At 66.0% G+C, this 18,301-nt stretch carries 20 protein-coding genes and 1 tRNA gene; 7 read left to right on the plus strand and 14 right to left on the minus strand.

Features of this window, described 5'->3' with window-relative positions; genetic code table 11:
* The first annotated feature begins 357 nt into the window (after positions 1-357).
* Together ACSQ3M_RS16945 and ACSQ3M_RS16950 are read left to right on the plus strand one after the other, a co-directional pair.
* On the plus strand, positions 358-1,416 hold the full coding sequence (locus tag ACSQ3M_RS16945; RefSeq protein WP_436151240.1) for a threonine aldolase family protein: 1,059 nt from the start codon (positions 358-360) through the stop codon (positions 1,414-1,416).
* A gap of 103 nt (positions 1,417-1,519) precedes the next feature.
* Positions 1,520-2,329: a hypothetical protein gene (locus tag ACSQ3M_RS16950; RefSeq protein WP_436151241.1), complete on the plus strand. Its 810-nt coding sequence runs from the start codon at positions 1,520-1,522 to the stop codon at positions 2,327-2,329.
* A gap of 91 nt (positions 2,330-2,420) precedes the next feature.
* Here ACSQ3M_RS16950 and ACSQ3M_RS16955 read toward each other — a convergent pair whose 3' ends face one another.
* On the minus strand, positions 2,421-2,882 hold the full coding sequence (locus ACSQ3M_RS16955) for an Hsp20 family protein (protein WP_436151242.1): 462 nt from the start codon (positions 2,880-2,882) through the stop codon (positions 2,421-2,423).
* A 178-nt stretch (positions 2,883-3,060) separates the two neighbouring features.
* Here ACSQ3M_RS16955 and ACSQ3M_RS16960 point away from each other — a divergent pair, with 178 nt between their 5' ends.
* Positions 3,061-4,131 (plus strand): alpha/beta fold hydrolase, encoded by a 1,071-nt coding sequence (locus ACSQ3M_RS16960; RefSeq protein ID WP_436151243.1) that lies wholly within the window; start codon positions 3,061-3,063, stop codon positions 4,129-4,131.
* Here ACSQ3M_RS16960 and hisN read toward each other — a convergent pair.
* Complete coding sequence (gene hisN / locus ACSQ3M_RS16965) at positions 4,036-4,818, minus strand: histidinol-phosphatase (RefSeq protein ID WP_436151244.1); 783 nt, start codon at positions 4,816-4,818, stop codon at positions 4,036-4,038. The two genes, ACSQ3M_RS16960 and hisN, sit on opposite strands and share 96 nt — an antisense overlap.
* Before the next feature lie 352 nt (positions 4,819-5,170).
* On the minus strand, positions 5,171-6,091 hold the full coding sequence (locus ACSQ3M_RS16970; RefSeq protein WP_436151245.1) for an N-formylglutamate amidohydrolase: 921 nt from the start codon (positions 6,089-6,091) through the stop codon (positions 5,171-5,173).
* A 289-nt stretch (positions 6,092-6,380) separates the two neighbouring features.
* Between ACSQ3M_RS16970 and cpdR the strand changes: the two genes are divergently transcribed.
* Positions 6,381-6,740 (plus strand): cell cycle two-component system response regulator CpdR, encoded by a 360-nt coding sequence (cpdR, locus tag ACSQ3M_RS16975; RefSeq protein ID WP_038363805.1) that lies wholly within the window; start codon positions 6,381-6,383, stop codon positions 6,738-6,740.
* A 138-nt stretch (positions 6,741-6,878) separates the two neighbouring features.
* Positions 6,879-6,953: transfer RNA gene (locus ACSQ3M_RS16980), tRNA-Val, on the plus strand.
* An 81-nt stretch (positions 6,954-7,034) separates the two neighbouring features.
* On the opposite strand, the gene ACSQ3M_RS16985 is transcribed toward ACSQ3M_RS16980, so the two are convergent.
* A complete protein-coding gene (locus ACSQ3M_RS16985; RefSeq protein WP_436151246.1) occupies positions 7,035-7,925 on the minus strand; it encodes a LysR substrate-binding domain-containing protein in 891 nt (296 codons plus the stop codon).
* Between the two features lie 189 nt (positions 7,926-8,114).
* Here ACSQ3M_RS16985 and bla point away from each other — a divergent pair, with 189 nt between their 5' ends.
* Together bla and ACSQ3M_RS16995 are read left to right on the plus strand one after the other, a co-directional pair.
* A complete protein-coding gene (bla, locus tag ACSQ3M_RS16990; RefSeq protein WP_436151247.1) occupies positions 8,115-8,984 on the plus strand; it encodes a class A beta-lactamase in 870 nt (289 codons plus the stop codon).
* 114 nt (positions 8,985-9,098) lie between these two features.
* The gene (locus tag ACSQ3M_RS16995) at positions 9,099-9,350 is read left to right on the plus strand and encodes a hypothetical protein (protein WP_436151544.1); all 252 of its coding nucleotides are present in this window, start codon (positions 9,099-9,101) and stop codon (positions 9,348-9,350) included.
* Between the two features lie 7 nt (positions 9,351-9,357).
* Here the strand turns inward: ACSQ3M_RS16995 and maiA are convergent, their stop codons facing one another.
* From maiA to ACSQ3M_RS17045, 10 genes are all read right to left on the minus strand, one after another.
* Positions 9,358-9,990: a maleylacetoacetate isomerase gene (gene maiA / locus ACSQ3M_RS17000; RefSeq protein ID WP_436151248.1), complete on the minus strand. Its 633-nt coding sequence runs from the start codon at positions 9,988-9,990 to the stop codon at positions 9,358-9,360.
* 40 nt (positions 9,991-10,030) lie between these two features.
* Positions 10,031-10,636: an acyloxyacyl hydrolase gene (locus ACSQ3M_RS17005; RefSeq protein WP_436151249.1), complete on the minus strand. Its 606-nt coding sequence runs from the start codon at positions 10,634-10,636 to the stop codon at positions 10,031-10,033.
* Between the two features lie 99 nt (positions 10,637-10,735).
* Entirely contained in the window at positions 10,736-10,924 is a 189-nt protein-coding gene (locus ACSQ3M_RS17010; protein ID WP_436092810.1) for a twin transmembrane helix small protein, read from the minus strand.
* 70 nt (positions 10,925-10,994) lie between these two features.
* Positions 10,995-11,864: an ABC transporter permease gene (locus tag ACSQ3M_RS17015; protein WP_436151250.1), complete on the minus strand. Its 870-nt coding sequence runs from the start codon at positions 11,862-11,864 to the stop codon at positions 10,995-10,997.
* The gene (locus ACSQ3M_RS17020; protein ID WP_436151251.1) at positions 11,861-12,919 is read right to left on the minus strand and encodes an ABC transporter substrate-binding protein; all 1,059 of its coding nucleotides are present in this window, start codon (positions 12,917-12,919) and stop codon (positions 11,861-11,863) included. The genes ACSQ3M_RS17015 and ACSQ3M_RS17020 overlap by 4 nt, the downstream gene beginning before the upstream one ends.
* An 82-nt stretch (positions 12,920-13,001) precedes the next feature.
* Positions 13,002-14,063: an ABC transporter ATP-binding protein gene (locus tag ACSQ3M_RS17025; protein ID WP_436151252.1), complete on the minus strand. Its 1,062-nt coding sequence runs from the start codon at positions 14,061-14,063 to the stop codon at positions 13,002-13,004.
* Positions 14,064-14,065: 2 nt separating this feature from the next.
* A complete protein-coding gene (locus ACSQ3M_RS17030) occupies positions 14,066-14,881 on the minus strand; it encodes an ABC transporter permease (RefSeq protein WP_436151253.1) in 816 nt (271 codons plus the stop codon).
* Between the two features lie 33 nt (positions 14,882-14,914).
* Positions 14,915-16,150: an amidohydrolase family protein gene (locus ACSQ3M_RS17035; protein ID WP_436151254.1), complete on the minus strand. Its 1,236-nt coding sequence runs from the start codon at positions 16,148-16,150 to the stop codon at positions 14,915-14,917.
* Between the two features lie 99 nt (positions 16,151-16,249).
* On the minus strand, positions 16,250-17,530 hold the full coding sequence (locus ACSQ3M_RS17040) for a glycosyltransferase family protein (RefSeq protein ID WP_436151255.1): 1,281 nt from the start codon (positions 17,528-17,530) through the stop codon (positions 16,250-16,252).
* A gap of 93 nt (positions 17,531-17,623) precedes the next feature.
* Positions 17,624-18,253, minus strand: coding sequence for a polysaccharide deacetylase family protein (locus tag ACSQ3M_RS17045; RefSeq protein WP_436151256.1), 630 nt, complete (start codon positions 18,251-18,253; stop codon positions 17,624-17,626).
* Positions 18,254-18,301: the final 48 nt, after the last annotated feature.

The raw sequence follows: 18,301 nt of genomic DNA on the forward strand, positions 1-18,301 counted from the left end.
AGGCCCGCTCCGAAAATGGGACAGCATCGCTGTCCTATTGCCTTGACCTTGCCAGAATTCCAATCTGGGCACAAGCGTCGATTTTGCGTCGCAACGACATTTTGTTGCTATCTGTGTCCGGGTCTCGACATTTTCGCATCACCGCGGCCAACAAGCCAAGCCGGAAGTTGTCGAGCAGCCAAGGTCGGGGCTGCCCTGCGTCATCGGTGAATCCGTCTCTCACTTTTGATGAGAGCCCGTTTTGCCGATCGGCTTGCGGTGCAAGCAGACCGGAACGGGCTCTGGCGTCGATTGCGCTGCGGCGGGAGCGTGCTTATCCGTCAGGGCCTTCGCAGCGGTCCGCCGGATACCAGCTCCATGAACTTCATCAGCGACAATCTGGCCGGAGCGAGCGCATCGGTGATGCAGGCGATGGCGGCCGCCAATGACGGCTTTGCCACTGCTTATGGCAACGATGCCTGGACGAAGCGGGTCGAGGCGCTGTTCGCGGAGCTGTTCGAGCGCGAGGTTGCGGTCTTCCTGGTCACGACCGGCACGGCGGCGAATGCTCTGGCGCTGGCGAGCCTGATCCAGCCCTGGGGGGCGGTGCTGTGTCATCACGAGGCGCATATCGCCGCCGATGAATGCGGTGCGCCGGAATTCTTCACCAACGGGGCCAAGATCGTTGGACTGCCGGGCGATGGCTGCAAGCTTGCTCCCGAAGTCGTCACCGACCAGCTCGCGCGCATGCGGGCGGGCGCCGTGCATCAGGTCCAGCCGCAGATGCTGTCGATCACGCAGGCGACCGAATGCGGACTGGTCTATAAGCCGGCCGAGATCGCAGCGTTGAAGCAGGCGATCGCACCGCGTGGGCTGAAGCTGCATATGGATGGCGCTCGCTTCGCCAATGCCGTCGCCGCGCTCGGCTGCACGCCGGCCGAGATCACCTGGAATGCGGGGGTCGACGTGCTCTCCTTTGGCGGCACCAAGAACGGTGCCTTTGCGGCCGAGGCGGTGGTCGTCTTCGAGCCCGCCAATGCAGGTGAGATGCCGTGGCGGCGCAAGCGGGCCGGGCACACACTGTCCAAGGGCCGATTGATCGGAGCGCAGTTCGAGGGGCTGTTGGCTGATGGCCACTGGCTCGATCTCGCTCGCCACGCCAATGCGATGGCGGCCCGCCTCGCCCGAGCTGTTATGACTGAAGGCAAGCTCCGGCTGGCCTGGGCCTGCGAGGCGAACGAGGTCTTTCTGGTGCTGCCGCCGCAGGCGCAAGCGGCGCTGGCGGCGCAGGGCGCGCAGTACATCGCCTGGTCGGACGGTGCGCTGCCTATGGGACAGGAGCTTCAGACAGGCGAGGTCGTCGGCCGCTTCGTCTGTTCCTTCGCGACGCGGCAGGATGAGGTCGACCGGCTCGCAGCTGTGCTGGCTGCTGTCTGAAGGCCGAAAAGGGTCCGTTTCTCAGCCGATTCACGCCGCAAGCGCGCCGCAATCCTTACCGAGAACTGAAGACTGCGAATTTCGTCTCAAGAGGATAGAGACCATGGCAGTCTTCGTTCCGCCCGTCGCTGCGCCGCACACCCGGCGTCGCCGGCTGGCAGGCTTTGTCGCTCTAGCCGCGATGGCCGGTACGAGCGGTCCTGCCCTGGCTCAGCTCGATGATTACGGCAGCGGCTACGCCCGTTACGGCTACGGCTACGAGTATGATGACGGCTATGGCCCGCGCTACGACTATGCGCCGCGCAGGGCTGCGCCGATCCCACCGCGCGCTCTGGAGCGGGGCGCGGCGCAGGAGTTCGGCTTGCGCGAGGTGCAGCGGACGGTACGGACCGGTTCGGCCATCATCGTCGATGGCCTGGCGGCGAACGGCTCGCGGGTGCGGCTCGTCATCGATCGGTTCAATGGCGAATTGATCGACCGGATCGTGCTGCAGCCGCCGCCGCGGACCGTCAGGCTCGACCCGCGCGAAGAGGAACGTCTGGCGCCGAAGAAGCTGACGCCGCGCCCGCCGGAGCGGCCGGCTATCCTGAAGCCTGCCCAGCCTCCGGCTGAGGCGAGTGCCCCCGCCACTGTGGCTCCGCCCTCACCCGCGGCACCGAAGCCCGATGCTGCTCCGGCGAAGCCGGTTGCTGTGCCGGCAGTCGCGCCGAAGGACATCGGTAAGCCGAAGCTGGTCAACCCACAGGACGTTCGCGGCGCCGATGAGCCCGACCGCCTGCCACCACTGGCGCGGGCGCATCCAAGCGGTATTCCGACGCCCGACACGACCCTGCCGCCGGTGCAGATCGAGGAGATGAAGACCGCGCAGCCGAAGCCTGAGACGTCGATCGCGCCCGTCAATCCGCCGAACTGAGAGCTGCGGGACGCTCATAGACAAAGAGCCTCCCTGGTTTCCCGGGAAGGCTCTCGCGTTTCAGGCTTGCAGTGCTTTCACACGGTATTGGTTACGCGGCCTTCCTGGCCTCGATCACCTTGGCGCCCTGCGCGCCGATCGGAATCAGGCGCGGCTTCTTGGCCTCGGGGATCTCGCGGACGAGGTCGATGTGGAGCAGGCCGTTCTCAAGGCTGGCGCCAGTGACCTGGACGTAATCGGCGAGTTGGAAGCGGCGCTCGAAGGCGCGGGCGGCGATGCCCTGGTGCAGGACCTCGCGCTTCTCGCCATCCTCGGCGGCTGTCTTCTCGCCACGGACGGTCAGCGCATTCTCCTTGCTCTCGATCGAGAGGTCGGATTCACCGAAGCCGGCGACCGCGATCGAGATGCGATAGGCGTTCTCGGCGGTGCGCTCGATATTGTAGGGCGGATAGCTCGGCGCGTTCTCGACGCTGGTGGCCTGGTCGAGCAGCGTGAACAGGCGATCGAAGCCGACGGTCGAGCGATAAAGCGGGGAAAGATCGTAGGAACGCATGATTGTCCTCCAGAGGAAGCGACAGTTGATCGCCCGCCTCGTCATGAGCGCGGGCTTTGGGGTTAGGCTCGCGCAGCCGCTTGACGGCCTGCGCAGCAATGATCTGGGTGACGTTTTCCGGCTTTTCAAGACCGGGTCCAGCTGGGCATAACGAGACGATGAGCCTGCCGGAGCGCCGATGACCGAGGCCGAATTCTTCCATCAGCCGGATTATCCGGTACCTGGCCACGGCAAGGTCTGGTTTGCCGGGACCAGCGATGGCGCGCGCCTGCGCCTGGCGAGCTGGCGCCCGAGCGTGCGCCGGGAGAAAGGCACGATCCTCGTCGTGCAGGGGCGGGCCGAGTTCATTGAGCGTTATAGCGAGGTGATCGCCGAATTGCGCCGGCGCGGCTTCCACGTCCTGACTTTCGACTGGCGCGGGCAGGGCGGCTCGCAGCGTTTCACCAGTCGGCAGCGCCGGGGGCATGTCGGCCGACTCGTGCACTACGAGCGTGACCTCGCTCTGGTCGTCGCGCAGATGCAGGACCGGTTCCCACCACCCTATTTCACGCTCGCGCATTCGATGGGCGCAGCACTCTGCCTCGATGCAGCCCGGCGCGGGGCGCTCCCGGTCGCGCGTCTGGTCGCGATCGCGCCGATGTTCGGGATCAGCATGATCGAGAATCCGCGCGGCGCCCGCTGGCTGGCGCGGGTGCTGTACTGGCTCGGCTTCGGCAAGGCCTTCGTGCCGGGTGGCGGCGACACCGCGATCGGTACCAAGCCGTTCGAAGGCAATCGGCTGAGCTCCGACCCGGTTCGCTATGCTCGAAATGCCTCTCTGTCGGCGGCGGCGCGCGAACTCGCCGTCGGCGATCCCAGCGTCGGCTGGGTCCATGCCGCCTTCCAGCTGATGGACCGGCTGGCGCAGCCGCGCGCACCGCTCGAGGTCAGGGTGCCGACGCTGATCGTCGCGGCCGGGCGCGACCCGGTCGTGTCGACGCCGGCGATCGAGCGCTTCGCCGCTCGGCTCAAGACCGGCTCCGCTCTGGTGCTGCCGACGGCGCGCCACGAGATCCTGATGGAGAGCGACGCGATCCGGGCCCAGTTCTGGGCGGCCTTCGACGCTTTCGTGCCGGGCGAGGATCTGCCGGGCGAAAAGCCTGCCGCGTCAGTTTCAGCCGTTGAGGAGGGCGAGGGCGGCCTGGTGCAGTGTCCTGTTGCCGGCAGCGAGGATGGTGCCGCCCTGGGCGGCGCTGCCGCCGTCCCATGAGGTGACGATACCGCCGGCGCCCTCGATGATCGGGATCAACGCGACGATATCGTAGGGCTTCAGCCCGCTCTCGACGACGAGGTCGATATGGCCGGCGGCGAGCATGCAATAGGCGTAGCAGTCGCAGCCATAGCGGGCCATGCGCACGGCGCTCTCGACGCGGCTGTAGGCGGTCTTCTGGCCATCGGCGAAGAGATGCGGGCTCGTCGTCATCAGCGTCGCCTCGGCGAGGTTCGTCAGCTGGCGGGTGTGGAGCTCGCGCGGCCCGTTCGGTCCTTCATAGCGCGCCATGCGGCCGTCGCCGGAGAAGCGCTCGCCGGTGAAGGGCTGGTTCATCATGCCGTAGACCGGCACGCCGTTGCGGGTGAGTCCGATCAGCGTGCCCCAGACAGGGATGCCGGAGATGAAGGCGCGGGTGCCGTCGATCGGGTCGAGCACCCAGACATATTCGGCGTCCGCATTCTCGGCTCCGAACTCCTCGCCGAGAATGCCATGTACCGGGAAGGTGCGCCTGATCAGGTCGCGCATCACATCCTCGCCGGCGCGATCACCCTCGGTCACGGGATCGAAGACGCCGCCGCCGGACTTGTCCTCGGTCGTATGCCTGGCGCGGAAGAAGGGCAGGATCGCCTGGCCGGACAGCGTCGCCAGCCGGGCGACGAACTCTGCGAAATCGACCGCGCTCATCAAGGGTTTCCTTCGGCTCCGTCGGCCGTCGTCTTCATGCTGCGGGACGAGCGGGATGACAAGCGCTGGCGGTCCGATGCGGGCAGGAGAAGATGGTTCAGCCCTTTTCCGTTCCGCGTAATCATTCGGTCCTGGACAGAAACGCTACTCTGATATGCGCTGTATGCATGTCTCGGCTGCTGCGGGCTCTTGCTTTGTTGCGATGCAAAGAGTTATTGTGCAGTGCGAAGGGGAGATCGCTTCAAACCTTCGTTGCCCTCCTTGGGCGTTTCCTCCCTAGACTTTGGGCCGCCACGCAAGTGCGCGGCCCTCTTTCTTTTTGGGGTGAAGGACGTTGGCAGTGGCCGGAGGCTTACTCCGCCGCCTGGCGCCAATCGTCGCTCCAGCCGCTCCAGCGCGCGAAGCATTCGGCCATGGCGGCACTGATCACCTGCTGAAGGGCGGAGAAGCCGCTGCTCGGCTCGAGCGTCGTCTCATTCATGTAGAGCGCGCGGCTGACCTCGATCTGCAGCGCATGCACGCCGGAGCCGGGCGCGCCGTAATGCTCGGTGATGAAGCCTCCGGCATAGGGGCGGTTGCGCGTCACCTTCAGGCCGGCGCGGGCGAAGGCTGCTTCCGCCGCGTCGACGACAAAGCTCGAGGCGCTGGTGCCGAAGCGATCGCCGAGGATGATGTCGGCCTTGGCGATGCCCTCGCGATCGAGCCCGGTCGAGGGCATGGAATGGGCGTCGACCAGGATGCAGCTGCCGAAGCTGGCTTGCGTCCGGTTCACCAGATGGCGCAAGCCGGCGTGATAGGGCCGGTAAAGCTCCTCGATCCGCGCCAGCGCGCTCTCGACCGGGATGCGGCCCGGATAGATCTCGTAGGCCTCGCCGACGATGCGCGGGATGGTGCCGAGGCCGCCGGCGACGCGCAGCGAGCGGGTATTGGCGAAGCCGGGCAGCCGGCCCTCGAACATGCGCGGGTCGAGCTCGTAGGGCTCGCGATTGGCGTCGAGGAAAGCGCGCGGGAATTCGGCCACCAGCAGCGGAGCGCCGAGCGCGACGGCTCCTGAGAAGAGCAGATCGACATAGGCGTCCTCGGACCGACGCAGCGCCCTGAGCGGCAGGCGCGCGCCCTCGACGAAGGCCCGCGGATAGCGCCGCCCGGCATGAGGCACGTCGACGATGACGGGAACGAGCTGCAGCGCTGGCTGGTACAACGTGAACGGCCGTTCGATCTCGGCGATCACGTCGTCCGGGCGGGCAAGGGGAAATCCAGCTGGCAGAGTCATGTCACCGAACTCAAGCACAAAGCCGAGGCCGATTGAAGGGGATGTCCTATCGTCATTCCCGCAACCTGCCTTCACTGGTTGTTTACCGTAATGTCGCCAAATAGAACTGGCTGATCCAACTTGATGTGTGCGAGCGGTGAGTTCGCATGCACTGGGCTGGACCGGTGAAGCCCGGAATGGCAGGGACAGCCGCCCGGGTGAGGGACGACGAAGCGAGCGAATCGACTTCCAGCCAGACGGGGCGGGGTGGCGTGGGCTCGGCGCAACATCACGGATGAAGCAAGGCGCCATGACGAAGATTCTCCTGGCCGAAGACGATAACGACATGCGCCGCTTCCTCGTGAAGGCGCTGCAGAATGCAGGCTATGACGTCGCCTCGTTCGACAACGGGCTATCGGCCTACAACCGGCTGCGCGAGGAGCCGTTCGAGCTGCTCCTGACCGACATCGTCATGCCGGAGATGGACGGCATCGAGCTGGCGCGGCGCGCCACCGAGCTCGATCCCGACATCAAGGTGATGTTCATCACCGGGTTTGCGGCAGTCGCGCTCAACCCGGATTCGCAGACGCCGAAAGACGCCAAGGTGCTGTCGAAGCCTTTCCATCTGCGCGAGCTGGTGAACGAGGTTGAGAAGCTGCTGGCGGCGTGACGGCTTTGGCGTGACGGCTTCCTGCAAAGAAGCCGACGAAGCGCCTTGCAAGGCGCGCACACGTCCGCTATAGCCCCTCCACCTCGCAGCGACGCCGCCCTTTTGGCCGGTGTCGTTCCGGATGCCTTCGGGCAAAACGGGCGCGTAGCTCAGCGGGAGAGCACTACGTTGACATCGTAGGGGTCACAGGTTCGATCCCTGTCGCGCCCACCATTTTCTCCTTGGATTTCAAGGACGAACGGCCGCCCTGCCCGGGCGGCCGTTTTGCTTTTTTGGGTCGATTTATCTGGCGGCTCAGTTCGCCCGCGACGCGATCTGCATGCGGCTTTCTTCGTGCAGCCAATCGCGGAAGGCGAGCATGGCCGGGGTCAGCGAGCGCGACTGCAGCCAGGTCAGCCAGTAGCTGCCGAGCGAGACCTCGATCGGAAAGGGACGGACCAGCCTGCCGTCGTCGAAGTAGCGCGAGAACAACAAGGCCGGCACGAGCGCGACACCCTCACCAGCGGCCGCGACCTCGGCGAGCGCGATCGAGCTGTCGAAGACGGGGCCTCGCGCCTGCAACGGCTCGATCCCCGCCGCCTCGCTCCACAGCTTCCATTCGTCGGCGCGATAGGAACGTAGCAGGACCTGTTCCGTGAGATCGACGGGCCGGCGCAGGGCGGCGGTCAAGGCAGGGGCACAGACGGGCGTCATCGGTGCGTCGAACAGGCGCAGCACCGCCGTGCCATGCCAGGCGCCCCCACCGAAGCGGAGCGCGTAGTCGAGCCCTTCGGCGGCGAGATCGACCCGGTTGTTGTTGGTGGTGAGGCGGAGGTCGATCTGCGGATGAGCCTGGCGGAAGCCGGCAAGGCGCGGCAGCAGCCAGCCGAGCGCAAAGGTGCCGACCGTGCCGACATTCAGGACCTCGACCGGGCGCCCGGTCTCGAAGCGTTCGAGCAGGCCGGCGATGCGGTCGAAGCTGTCGCGCAGTGTCGGCAGCAGGCTGCGCCCTTCGTCCGTCAGCGCAAGCCCGCGCGGCAGGCGACGGAAGAGCTCGATGCCGAGCCGCTCCTCCAGCCCCTTCACCTGGTGGCTGATTGCGGCCTGGGTGACGCAGAGCTCGATCGCCGCCCGCGTGAAGCTGAGATGGCGGGCCGAGGCCTCGAAGGCGCGCAACGCGTTCAGGGGCAGATGCGGGCGGAGCATGAACGCGCCTTAGGAAATCTAATGGCTCCATAGAAATATCATCGTTTGTGATTAGGCAAGCTCGCGGCGACAAGGAGCCCGGACGACGCGCTCGGTATGCCTTCCGTCCCTCGTGATGACTTCGCCAGACCCGATTCCCCTCCCGCGCGAGCACGCCACTCGTGCGACGGCTTCCGCATGGAGAAAACGATGATCCGACGCCGAGATCTGCTGATCGGCTCCCTGATGAGCGCACCGATGCTGGGCGGCCTGTCCGCCCTGGCGCAAGGGCGCGAGGAGGAGGTGCGCGAGGCCTTGTTCGCGCTCGATCGCAGGCATGGCGGACGCCTCGGCGTCGCGATCCTCGACAGCGGCACCGGCCGCATCGTCGCGCATCGCGGCGAAGAGCGCTTCGCCATGTGCAGCACTTTCAAGTTCGTCGCCGCGGCCTTCGTGCTGGCGCGGGTCGATCGCGGCGAGGAAAGCCTCGATCGGCGGGTCAGCTATACCAAGGCCGATCTCGTCACCTATTCGCCGGTCACCGAGAAACATATCGATAAGGGCCTCACGGTCGCCGAAATCTGCGATGCGGCGGTGACGTTGAGCGACAACACCGCCGGCAACCTGCTGCTCGATTCCTTCGGCGGCCCGAAGGGGCTGACGGGCTATATGCGTTCGCTGGGCGACGACGCCTCGCGGCTCGACCGGCGTGAGCTGGAACTCAACGAGGCCACGCCCGGCGATCCGCGCGACACGACGACCCCGGTCGCCATGGCCAGCGTGCTGCGCCAGACCGTTCTCGGAGGTGCATTGTCACCGGCCTCACGCCAGCAACTGACGGCCTGGCTCGTCGCCAACAAGACCGGCGACAAACGCCTGCGGGCGGGGATTCCGAAGGGTTGGCGGATCGGCGACAAAACCGGCACCGGCAACAACAACGCCACCAACGATGTCGGCGTGATCTGGCCGCCGGGGCGGGCGCCGCTGGTCGTGACCGCCTACTATACGGAGTCGCGAGGGGCTTTTTCGGAACGCGAGGCGGTGCTGGCCGAGGTCGGGCGGCTGGCGACTTTGCTTTGAACTGCGAGAAAACGCCTCGAAACCGCTGGGCGATCCGCAGTCAGATTTGAAAGGTGACGTCAAAACGCCGCTTTCATGGCATGATCCTTCGAATGTCCGCACGGCTTGGAGGATCTGACGATGCGTGCGTCATGGCTTATCGCATTGGGGCTCGCAGCTGCGCTCGGCGGCTGCGTCACCGCCGCCGAGCAGCGCGTCTTCGATGAGGAGCGCTGCCGGTCCTATGGCTTCCGCAAGGGGGCGGAAGGCTTCGCCAATTGCCTGATGGAAGTCGATCTCGATCGCTCGGCCTCGCGGCGGGCGCGGCTGGAGAGTTCGGGCTTCTATGGCCCCTATTGGGGCCCCTGGCCGTATCGGCGCTGGTGAACCGTAGCTATTCCGCGTCGGCCTGACGGTCGGGCGCCGCATCGCGGAAGGCGGCGAGTTCAAGCGCTGCGGCTTCGGCGCGCAACAAGCGCGGGAACTTGGTGACATCGACCTTGAAGCGCCTGGCATTGCCGAGCTGCGGCACTAAGCAGATATCGGCGAGGCTGGGCGCGGCGCCAAAGCAGAACGGGCCGGGATTGTTCGCCGCGAGCTGTTCGCAGGCCGACAGCCCGTCGACATTGGTGGCGGCCGCCCAGGCTTGTGCCGTCTCGCCGTCGTGTCCGAGCTCGCGCAGCCGGTTCAGTACCTTCAGATTCTGGACCGGATGGGTGTCGCAGGCGATCGCCTGGGCGAAGGCGCGGACCTTGGCCCGTGCGACGGGGTTGGTCGGCAGCAATGGTGGCTCCGGGTGCGTTTCCTCGAGCCATTCGATGATGGCGAGCGACTGGGTCAGGACCGTGCCGTCGTCGAGCTCGAGTGTCGGCACCAGCCCCTGCGGGTTGAGCGCGAGATAGGCGGGGTCGCGCTGCTCGCCATGACGCAGATGGTGCGAGACGTGCTCGACGGTGATGCCCTTGAGATTGAGCGCGATGCGCGTGCGCCAGGCGGCCGAACTGCGGAAATAGCCGTGCAGCTTCATCGTGCCGCCTCCCTATGAACCCGGCGCGGAGCGGCCGACTTCAGAAGGTATAGCCGAGGCGGGCGCCGAAATTCGAGGGGCCGCGCGGATTGCCGGCATTGGCGACCGGATTGTCGGAGCAGCCCGTGGTGCTGAAATGCTCCAGCGTCGCGATCAGGCTCCAGCGATCGCTGAGGCGGAAGCCGAGGGCGGCGGCGCTGCGCGCGCCGGTGTTGCAGCCGACATTCAGGCGGTTCTCGGGAACGACGAAGCCCGCCTTGCCGTTGTTGACGGCGGCGCCGAGGCTCGCCTCGAGGAAAACCGATTGCGAGACGTCAAAAGTCCAGGTCGCGCCGGCATAGGCATATTGCGTGCCGTTGACGTTGAGGCTGGAGCCGAGATGGAAGCGCGGCACGAAGGCGTTGGCGAGGCGGTCGTTCAGCGTGGCGACACGCGGCGTCAGAACCTCGCCGCCGAAGTTGAGCAGGCCGCTTTCGCGTCCGCCGGGATTGGCGGCGCTGAGGCCGAACCGCGCCTCCCAGGCTGGGGCGGGAGCCTCCGTCGCCGGGGCGTAACCAAGCGCGCGGGTGCTGCCGCGGTCACTCTGTGCCAGCGCTGGCGCGGACAGGACCGAAAGGGCAACGAACAGCGACGCGACGCGAACCATGATGGGCGGCTAGGCTTCCGATGGGGCTTTTAAAGATTAGAAAAGCGCAGAGAGTGGTGGCTGCAATGTGACGGCGTCGTCCTTGTGCACACGGAATGATCAGCCGGCGCGCCACCAGAGCACGCCGAGGATCACCAGGATCGCGACGAATTGCAGCACGACACGCAGCCGCATCAGCCTCTGCGAGGTGTTGGCGCTGCCGCCGCGCAGCATGTTGACCAGGCCGAGCAGCAGCACGACGGCAACGGCGCCGACGGCGATCGGGACGATGGCGGAGGAGACGTTCATCGCCGTGCTTTAATCCTCGCGGTGGCACTTGGCCAGCGTGGCCGCGGCGGCGAAGCGCCACAGCTCGATCCTAGCGATAGCGCCGCTGCACGATCAGATTGGCGGCGATGGTGAGGAGCAGCGTCGCCGTCATCAGGATGAAGGAGATCGCGCCGCCGAAAGGCCAGTTGTTCTGCTGGGCGAACTGGCCGTAGACCAGCGGGCCCATGGTCTGGAACTTCGGACCGCCGAGCAGGACTGGTGTGGCATAGGCGTTCATCGCCAGGATGAAGGTCAGGATCGTGCCGGCGAGGATGCCGGGCATGGCGAGCGGCCAGAGCACGCGGGCGAACATCGCCGTCGGGCCGGCGCCGAGGCTGAAAGCGGCCTCCTCCACATTGCGGTTGATGCCCTCGATCACGCTTTGCAGCGTCAGCACCATGAAGGGCAGGTTGACTGCTATGATGCCGATGATCACGGCGGTCTCGGTGAACATGATCTCGAGCGGCTGGTCGATCACCCCCAAGCCCATCAGCGAGGCGTTGAGCGCGCCCTTGCTGCCGAAGGCGGTCATCCAGCCGGCGGCGCGCACGGCGTTGCCGACGAAGAGCGGCAGCACCACCAGCATGATCAAGAGGTTCTTGAAGCGGCTCTCGGTGCGCGCCAGCACATAGGCGAGTGGGAAGCCCATGATCAGGCAGACGATCGTGCAGACCACGGCGACGCGGACCGTGCGCCAGAGCACGTTGAGGTAGAAGCCGTCGGTGAAGAACTTGACGTAGTTCTCGATCGTCAGCCCATCGACCATGAACTGACCGGGGATGAACTGGTTGAGCGAATAGCGGAACAGGATCGCGACCGGGCCGATCAGCCCGATCGCGACGAAGATCGTCGCCGGGACGACGAGCATCCCGGCAAGACTGGTGCGGGCACCCGCGACGGGTTCGGGGGCGATGCTCACCCCTTGAACACCTTGTCCCACCACTCCTTCATCGCCGAATCGTTCTTGGCGAGGAAGGCGTAGTCGAGATCCTTGATGCGCTTCTCCTCCTCGGGGGTGAAGCCGATGCGCTTTTGCAGATCGGGCGCGACGGAGAGGCCGGAAACCGTGCCGTTATAGCCCATGTCGACAGCGAAGGCCTCTTGCGGCTCCTTGGCGAGCATGGCGTTCATATAGGCGTAGGCGTTGTCCTTGTTCGGCGCGTTCTTGGCGATGACGAAGCCCGAGACATAGGCCGGGATGCCCTCGACCGGCGAGACCGCCTCGCAGGGGATGCCGGCGTTCTGCCATTGCACCACGCGTGCCTTCCAGATCGCGCTGATGCCGACTTCCTCGTTCTTCATCGCCTGGGCGAAGGCCTCGTTGGTCGGGTAGACGCGCGCGCCGGCCTTCTTGACCGCGAGCAGGACCTCCTTGGCCTTGTCGATGTCGTTCATGCTGGCGCCATTGGTGGCGGCCATCGAGGCGGCGATCATGATCGCCTGGTACTGGATGTCGATGAAGCCGATCTTGTTGCCCCATTTCGGATCGAGCCAGTCCTTGAAGCCCGTCGGGGCCGGGCTGATCAGCTTGGGATTGTAGATGACGACATTGCCGGAATAGATGTGCCCGATGCCGTACGGGTACTTCATCGTCGGCAGGAGGTTCTTGGCATTGGGGATCTTCGAGTAGTCGAGCGGCTCCGTCGCGCCGGCCTCGTTCATCTCGAACATGTTGGCGGCCGAGAAGCCCTGGATATCGACCGTGCCGCGCGGCAGGCGACGCTCGGCGACCATCTTGGCCCGGCGCGGCGCATCGCCGGCCTGGTCCTGAACCACTTCCAGGCCCTTGGGCTTGAGCAGCGGGTCTTCGATGTTCTTGGTCAGCAGGCGAGCATAGTCGCCGCCCCAGGTGCCGACCACGACCTTGCCGCCGGACTGCGCCTGCGCGGCACCGCCGAGCGACGGGATTACGGCCGCGGCGCCAGCACCGGCCGCCAGGCCCTTCAGGACATTGCGTCTGTCGATTGTCTTCATGGTCATTGTCTCCCCTCTTGGACGCCTGTCGAGAGGCCTTGGGGCATGACGTGGTCCGAAAACCGGTGTCCAGTTTTCGGCGTCATACCTTGGCCTCGCGCGGATAGACGAGCCCGGCGTCTTCGGCCCAGCCTATCGTGATCATGTCGCCCGGTTTCGGCTCGGCCGCGCCCGGACGGTTGGGCACCTGCAGCAGGATGCGGTCCTGCTCGGTCAGCCGGACATCGATGTCGAGCAGCGCTCCGAGATAGGAGACGTGCTCGACCCGGGCCGGGAAGCGATTGGCGCAGCTTTCAGCCTCCGCGCCGATGGCGAGGCGCTCCGGCCGGAGCGCCAGCGTCGCCGGGCCGGCGGCGGTCGCTTTGCAGCTGATGTCGAGGCCGCCGCCGCTGCGGAAGCGACCGGCCTCGGCCATGGCGCCGTCGAGGAACGCGCTGCGGCCGATGAAGCCGGCGACGAAGCGGTCGGCCGGCTTCTCGTAAAGCTCGCGCTGGGTGCCGATCTGGCGGACCTTGCCCTTTTCCATCACCACCAGCCGATCGGCCATGGTGAGGGCCTCCTCCTGGTCGTGCGTGACCATGATGGTGGTCAGGCCGAGCTTGCGCTGCAGGTCGCGGATCTCGACGCGGACCTCCTGGCGCAGTTTGGCATCGAGATTGGAGAGCGGTTCGTCGAGCAGGAGGACGTCAGGCTCCGTGGCAAGCGCGCGAGCGAGCGCGACGCGCTGCTGCTGGCCGCCGGAGAGCTGGCGCGGATAGCGCTCGTCGAGGCCGGTCAGGCGGACGAGCCGCAACGCCTCGGTGACGCGGGGCCCGCGGTCGGCCGGCGCGATCTTGCGCATCTCCAGCCCGAAGGCGACGTTCTCGGCGACGGTCATATGCGGGAAGAGCGCATATGACTGGAAGACCAGGCCGCAATTGCGCTTCCAGGGTGGCAGGTTGGTGACGTCACGCTCGCCGATGGTGATCTTGCCCGCGCTCGGCTGGATGAAGCCGGCGACCATACGCAGCGTCGTGGTCTTGCCGCAGCCGGAGGGGCCGAGCAGGACGAGGAACTCGCCGTCGGCGATGTCGATGCTGCAATCGTCGACGGCAGTGAACTCGCCATAGACCTTGCGCAGATGCTCGATCGAAAGCTTCGCCATTATCAGACCACCCGGCTCAGCTTGACGTAACGGTCGGTGATGATCATCGCCGCTCCGATCAGGACGATCTGGATGACCGAGGCGGCTGCGACCGTCGGATCGATCTTCCATTCGAGATATTGCAGGATCGCGATCGGCAAGGTCGTGCGGCCCGGTCCGACCAGGAACAGGCTCATCTCAAGATTGCCGAAGGAGGTGACGAAACCGAACAGCGCGCCGGCGACGAGGCCGGGCCTGATGCTCGGCAGCGTGACACGGCGAAAGGTCGTCCAGGGACCGGCGCCGAGATTCTGCGCGGCTTCCTCGATGGTGCGGTCGAAGCCGGCCAAGCTCGCGGTGACGAGCTTCACCACCCAGGGAATGACGACGAGGCTATGGGCGGCGACGAGGCCGCCAGCTGAGCCCATCACCGGCAGGCCGGTCGCGATCTCAGTCTCGATCTGGAAGACATAGAGCGAGGTGCCGAGCACGATGCCTGGCATCACCAGCGGCAGCAGCAAAAGCGTGTTGATGGCGGGGCCGAGTGCGATGCGGTGGCGCATCAGGGCAAGGCTCGCGGGCACACCGAGCACGAGCCCGATCAGGGTCGCCGACACGCCGACCTGCAGGCTGAGCAGGAAGCCGTCGACGAAAGGCTTGTTGTTCGCCGCCGCCTGGAACCACTTCAGCGAGTACCCTTCCGGCGGGAAGGAGGGGATTTCCTGGCGGAAGAAGGCAAGCCAGAAGACGAAGAACAGCGGCAGCAGGATGAAGCCGAGCGAGAGCGAGGCGGCGCCGTTCAGCGCCAGGCGTCCCAGGCTCAACCGCGCGGTGCTCAAATTGCTGTCCTCTTCATCGGCTCGTGCCCGTTCTCAATGCAGCGTATTCTTGTGGAATGCGCCACCCTTCATGATCACAGGCAGCTTCGCGCCCTGGCCCTGGAACAGCTCCAGGCTCTTGAGCGGATCGCCATCGACCAGGATGATATCCGCATAAGCTCCTGCACGCAGCGTGCCGAGCTTGCCTTCCATGCGCAGCAGCTGGGCGCCGACCGTGGTCGCAGAGCGGATGATCTCGATCGGCGAGAGCACCTCGCGGCGCAGCAGGAACTCGCGCGACTGGTCGACCTGGAGCTGGCCGAGCAGGTCGGAGCCATAGGCGACCGGTACGCCGGCGCGCTTGCAGATCTCCAGCGACTTCAGGCCGCCATCGATGACGAGATCGTTCTTGGCCAGCATCTCGGCATTCATGCCGAACTCGGCGGCACGCTCCTTCATCGCGTAATAGGCGACGAGGTTGGCGGTCAAGAACATGTTGTTCTCGGCCATCAGCTTGGCCGAGGCGTCGTCGATCAGGTTGCCATGCTCGATGGCGCGCACGCCGCATTGCGCGGCGCGGGTGATCGCCTCAGGCGTATAGGCATGGGCGCAGACATAGCGGCCGAAGGCCTTGGCCTCGGTCACGGCCGCGGTGACCTCCTCGACCGTGAACTGCATGGAGTCGAGCGGGTCGTAAGGGCTGGCGACGCCGCCGGACATCATGATCTTGATGTGGTCGGCCCCGAGCCGCATCTGCTCGCGCGTCGATTTGATGACGGAGGAGACGCCGTCGGAGATGTTCATCGTAAAGGCCATGGCGTTGCAGCAATGGCAGCGGCCCCCGAAATCGGTGCGCCGGCGCGGGTCGCTATGGCCGCCGGTCGGGCCGATCGCGGCGCCGGCGATGAACAGGCGCGGGCCGGCGATGTCGCCCTTCTCGACCGCTTCCTTGATGCCCCAATCGGCGCCGCCGGTATCGCGCACCGAGGTGAAGCCGCGATCGATCATGCCCCTCATCAGGCGGGCCGCGCGGGCGGTAGCGAGCGTCAGCGGCACGCTTTCCAGCAGGCGGATATAGACTTCGGAGAGCATGACGTGGACATGGCTGTCGATCAGACCGGGCATCAGCGTGCGCCCGCCGCAATCGATCACCGCTGCCTTGTCGGCCTTGATCGGCTTGTCCGAGACCTCGCGGATCAGCTCGCCTTCGACCAGCAGTTCATGGCCCTTGCGTAGCTCGCCATGACCTGGCTCCAGCATCGCGAAATTGCGGAACAGGACCTGCGTCATGGCGGCGTCTCCGAACGGCACTCCTGATATATTACGAGCTTCGCGAGCCCTGTCCATCGCGTCCTGCGCGTAACCGCGCGATAGGGTCGCCTTTCGCGATCAGCCGGCCGCCGCGTTCTGCGCCAGCGCCCGGCCACGGACGGGCAAGGAGAGGTCATTGGCGAGCATGCGGTTGATCGCGGGAAGGCCGTCGAGCAGGTCCGGCAGGAAGGCCTGCGACGGCGGCATGCGCTTCGGCAAGGCGTGCAGCGCCTTCGCCATCTGCCACGGGTCGCGCGTGCTCGCGCCGGTCTGAGTCGGGTCGAGCAGCACGTCGATCAGGCGCAGATTGTCGGCGCGTTCGGCCCGGATCGCCTGCTCCAGGCGCGGCCGGACGCGCGGCACGATCAGCGCCGGTTTGTCGAAGGACAGAATCTCGCAGAATGTGTTGTAGCCGCCCATGGCGACGACGCAGTGGGCCCGGTTCATCAGGAGTTCGAGGCGCGGCTCGAAACCGATGCTCTCCAGCTTGGGCAGCTTTGCGATGCGCTCGGTGAATTCCTTGCGCTTCTCGCGCGACAGGAACGGGCCGAAGACGATCAGCGACGGTAATTCGATGGTCGAATCGGTCTCATAGGCCGAAATCACCCAGTCGATCACCCCTGCACCGTCGCCGCCGCCGCCGGGCGTCACCAGAATGAAAGGGCCCTTGGTGATGCGCGGATGCCGGTTTGGCGGCATCGGCGAGGGCACTGCGCGCTTGAGATAGCCGGTATAGCGGATCTTGTCGGCGAAGAGCGGCTGGTTCGGCAACCCATCGAGCGGCCGGTAAATGCTCTCCAGCCCGTAGACCCAGATGTCGTCATAGACGTTGGCGAGCACGTCGAGCGCGCCGCTCTGACGCCATTCCTCATGCAGCTTGGCGGGCTCGTCGAGCACGTCGCGCAGGCCGAGCACAATACGGGCACCGCGCCGGCGCAGAATCTCGAGCGACGGGATGAGCTCGCCGCGCAGGCCGATCGGCTCCTTGTCGACGATGACGACGTCCGGATCGAAGGACAGCACGGTCTGCTTGATCAGGTCGGTGCGCAGGCGGATCGTGTCGGCGAGCTCGAGGTTGAGATGGTGCGGCAGATAGCGGCCATCGCTCTGCTTCTCGATGCCGGGAATGCGAACATAGTCGACGCCGTCGCCGAACTGGAAGCTCGAGATCATCGACGAGCCGGAGACGATGATCACTGATATATGAGGGTAGCTCGCGGCCAGCGAATTGGCGATCGCGCGGCAGCGGCGGATATGGCCGAGACCGAAAGTGTCGTGGCTATAGATCAGGACACGCGGCGCATGCGGGCTGCATGGCGGACGGCGCGCCCCGCTATCGTCGATCAGACTGAGGCCCATGCGTGCGTCGCGTCCTCTACTAGAAGGTCAGATGGCCTCCGGGGGACGCAAGAACGCACCCGAACTGGCCAAAACCATAGCGCCGGCGGCGCGTCAATCCAAGTCCATTGCCAAGTCCGTTGCCGCGCCGAAGAGCGCATCGGGACCGGAGAATGCGACGGCCGCGTGACCGGACAACCGGATCAGCAGATTCGTGAGGACATCCCAGGCCGCGCTGTCATGATCGTGATGGTGCAGCAGCAGGCCAAAGGGCTGGTTTGATTCCGGGCTCATGCGGCGAATGGCGAGCGTTTGGACCATCTCGGCCAGGAGATCGTCGGGCTGCCGGCCGACGCGGCCGCCATGCCAATCGATCAGGTCGAGGTCGGTATTGACGAGACACGGGCCGCCGGCAGGTCCGAGGGTAAAATTGCGGAAGCAAGAGAGGCCGGTGAAGCCGAGGCCCGGCAGTTCTGATGCGATCGCGGGATGAATGCGGTTCCAAGGCGGCACGAAGACCGGCACGAAGCGGTCGCCGAACAGCTCGCGCAGGCGCTTCTGGCCAGCAGCGATCTCTGTGAGAATTTCAGGAAGTGGCCGATGCAGGCCGAACTCGCCCTTCTTCTCGTCGGCAGGGGCGTGGTTGCGGTGCCAGGTCCCGTGCTGGCAGGGGCGCAGGAGCGGCGCGGTCTCCAGACGCCTTGCCAGACTCTCTTGCGCCAGCAGTGGGATCGAGGCGAGCAACACCGGGATCGCGAAACGCTCGGAGAGGGCGGCGAGCCGGTCGAGCTG

The sequence above is a fragment of the Allobosea sp. LjRoot90 genome (genome assembly GCF_964254315.1).
In the GTDB taxonomy this organism is placed as follows: domain Bacteria; phylum Pseudomonadota; class Alphaproteobacteria; order Rhizobiales; family Beijerinckiaceae; genus Allobosea.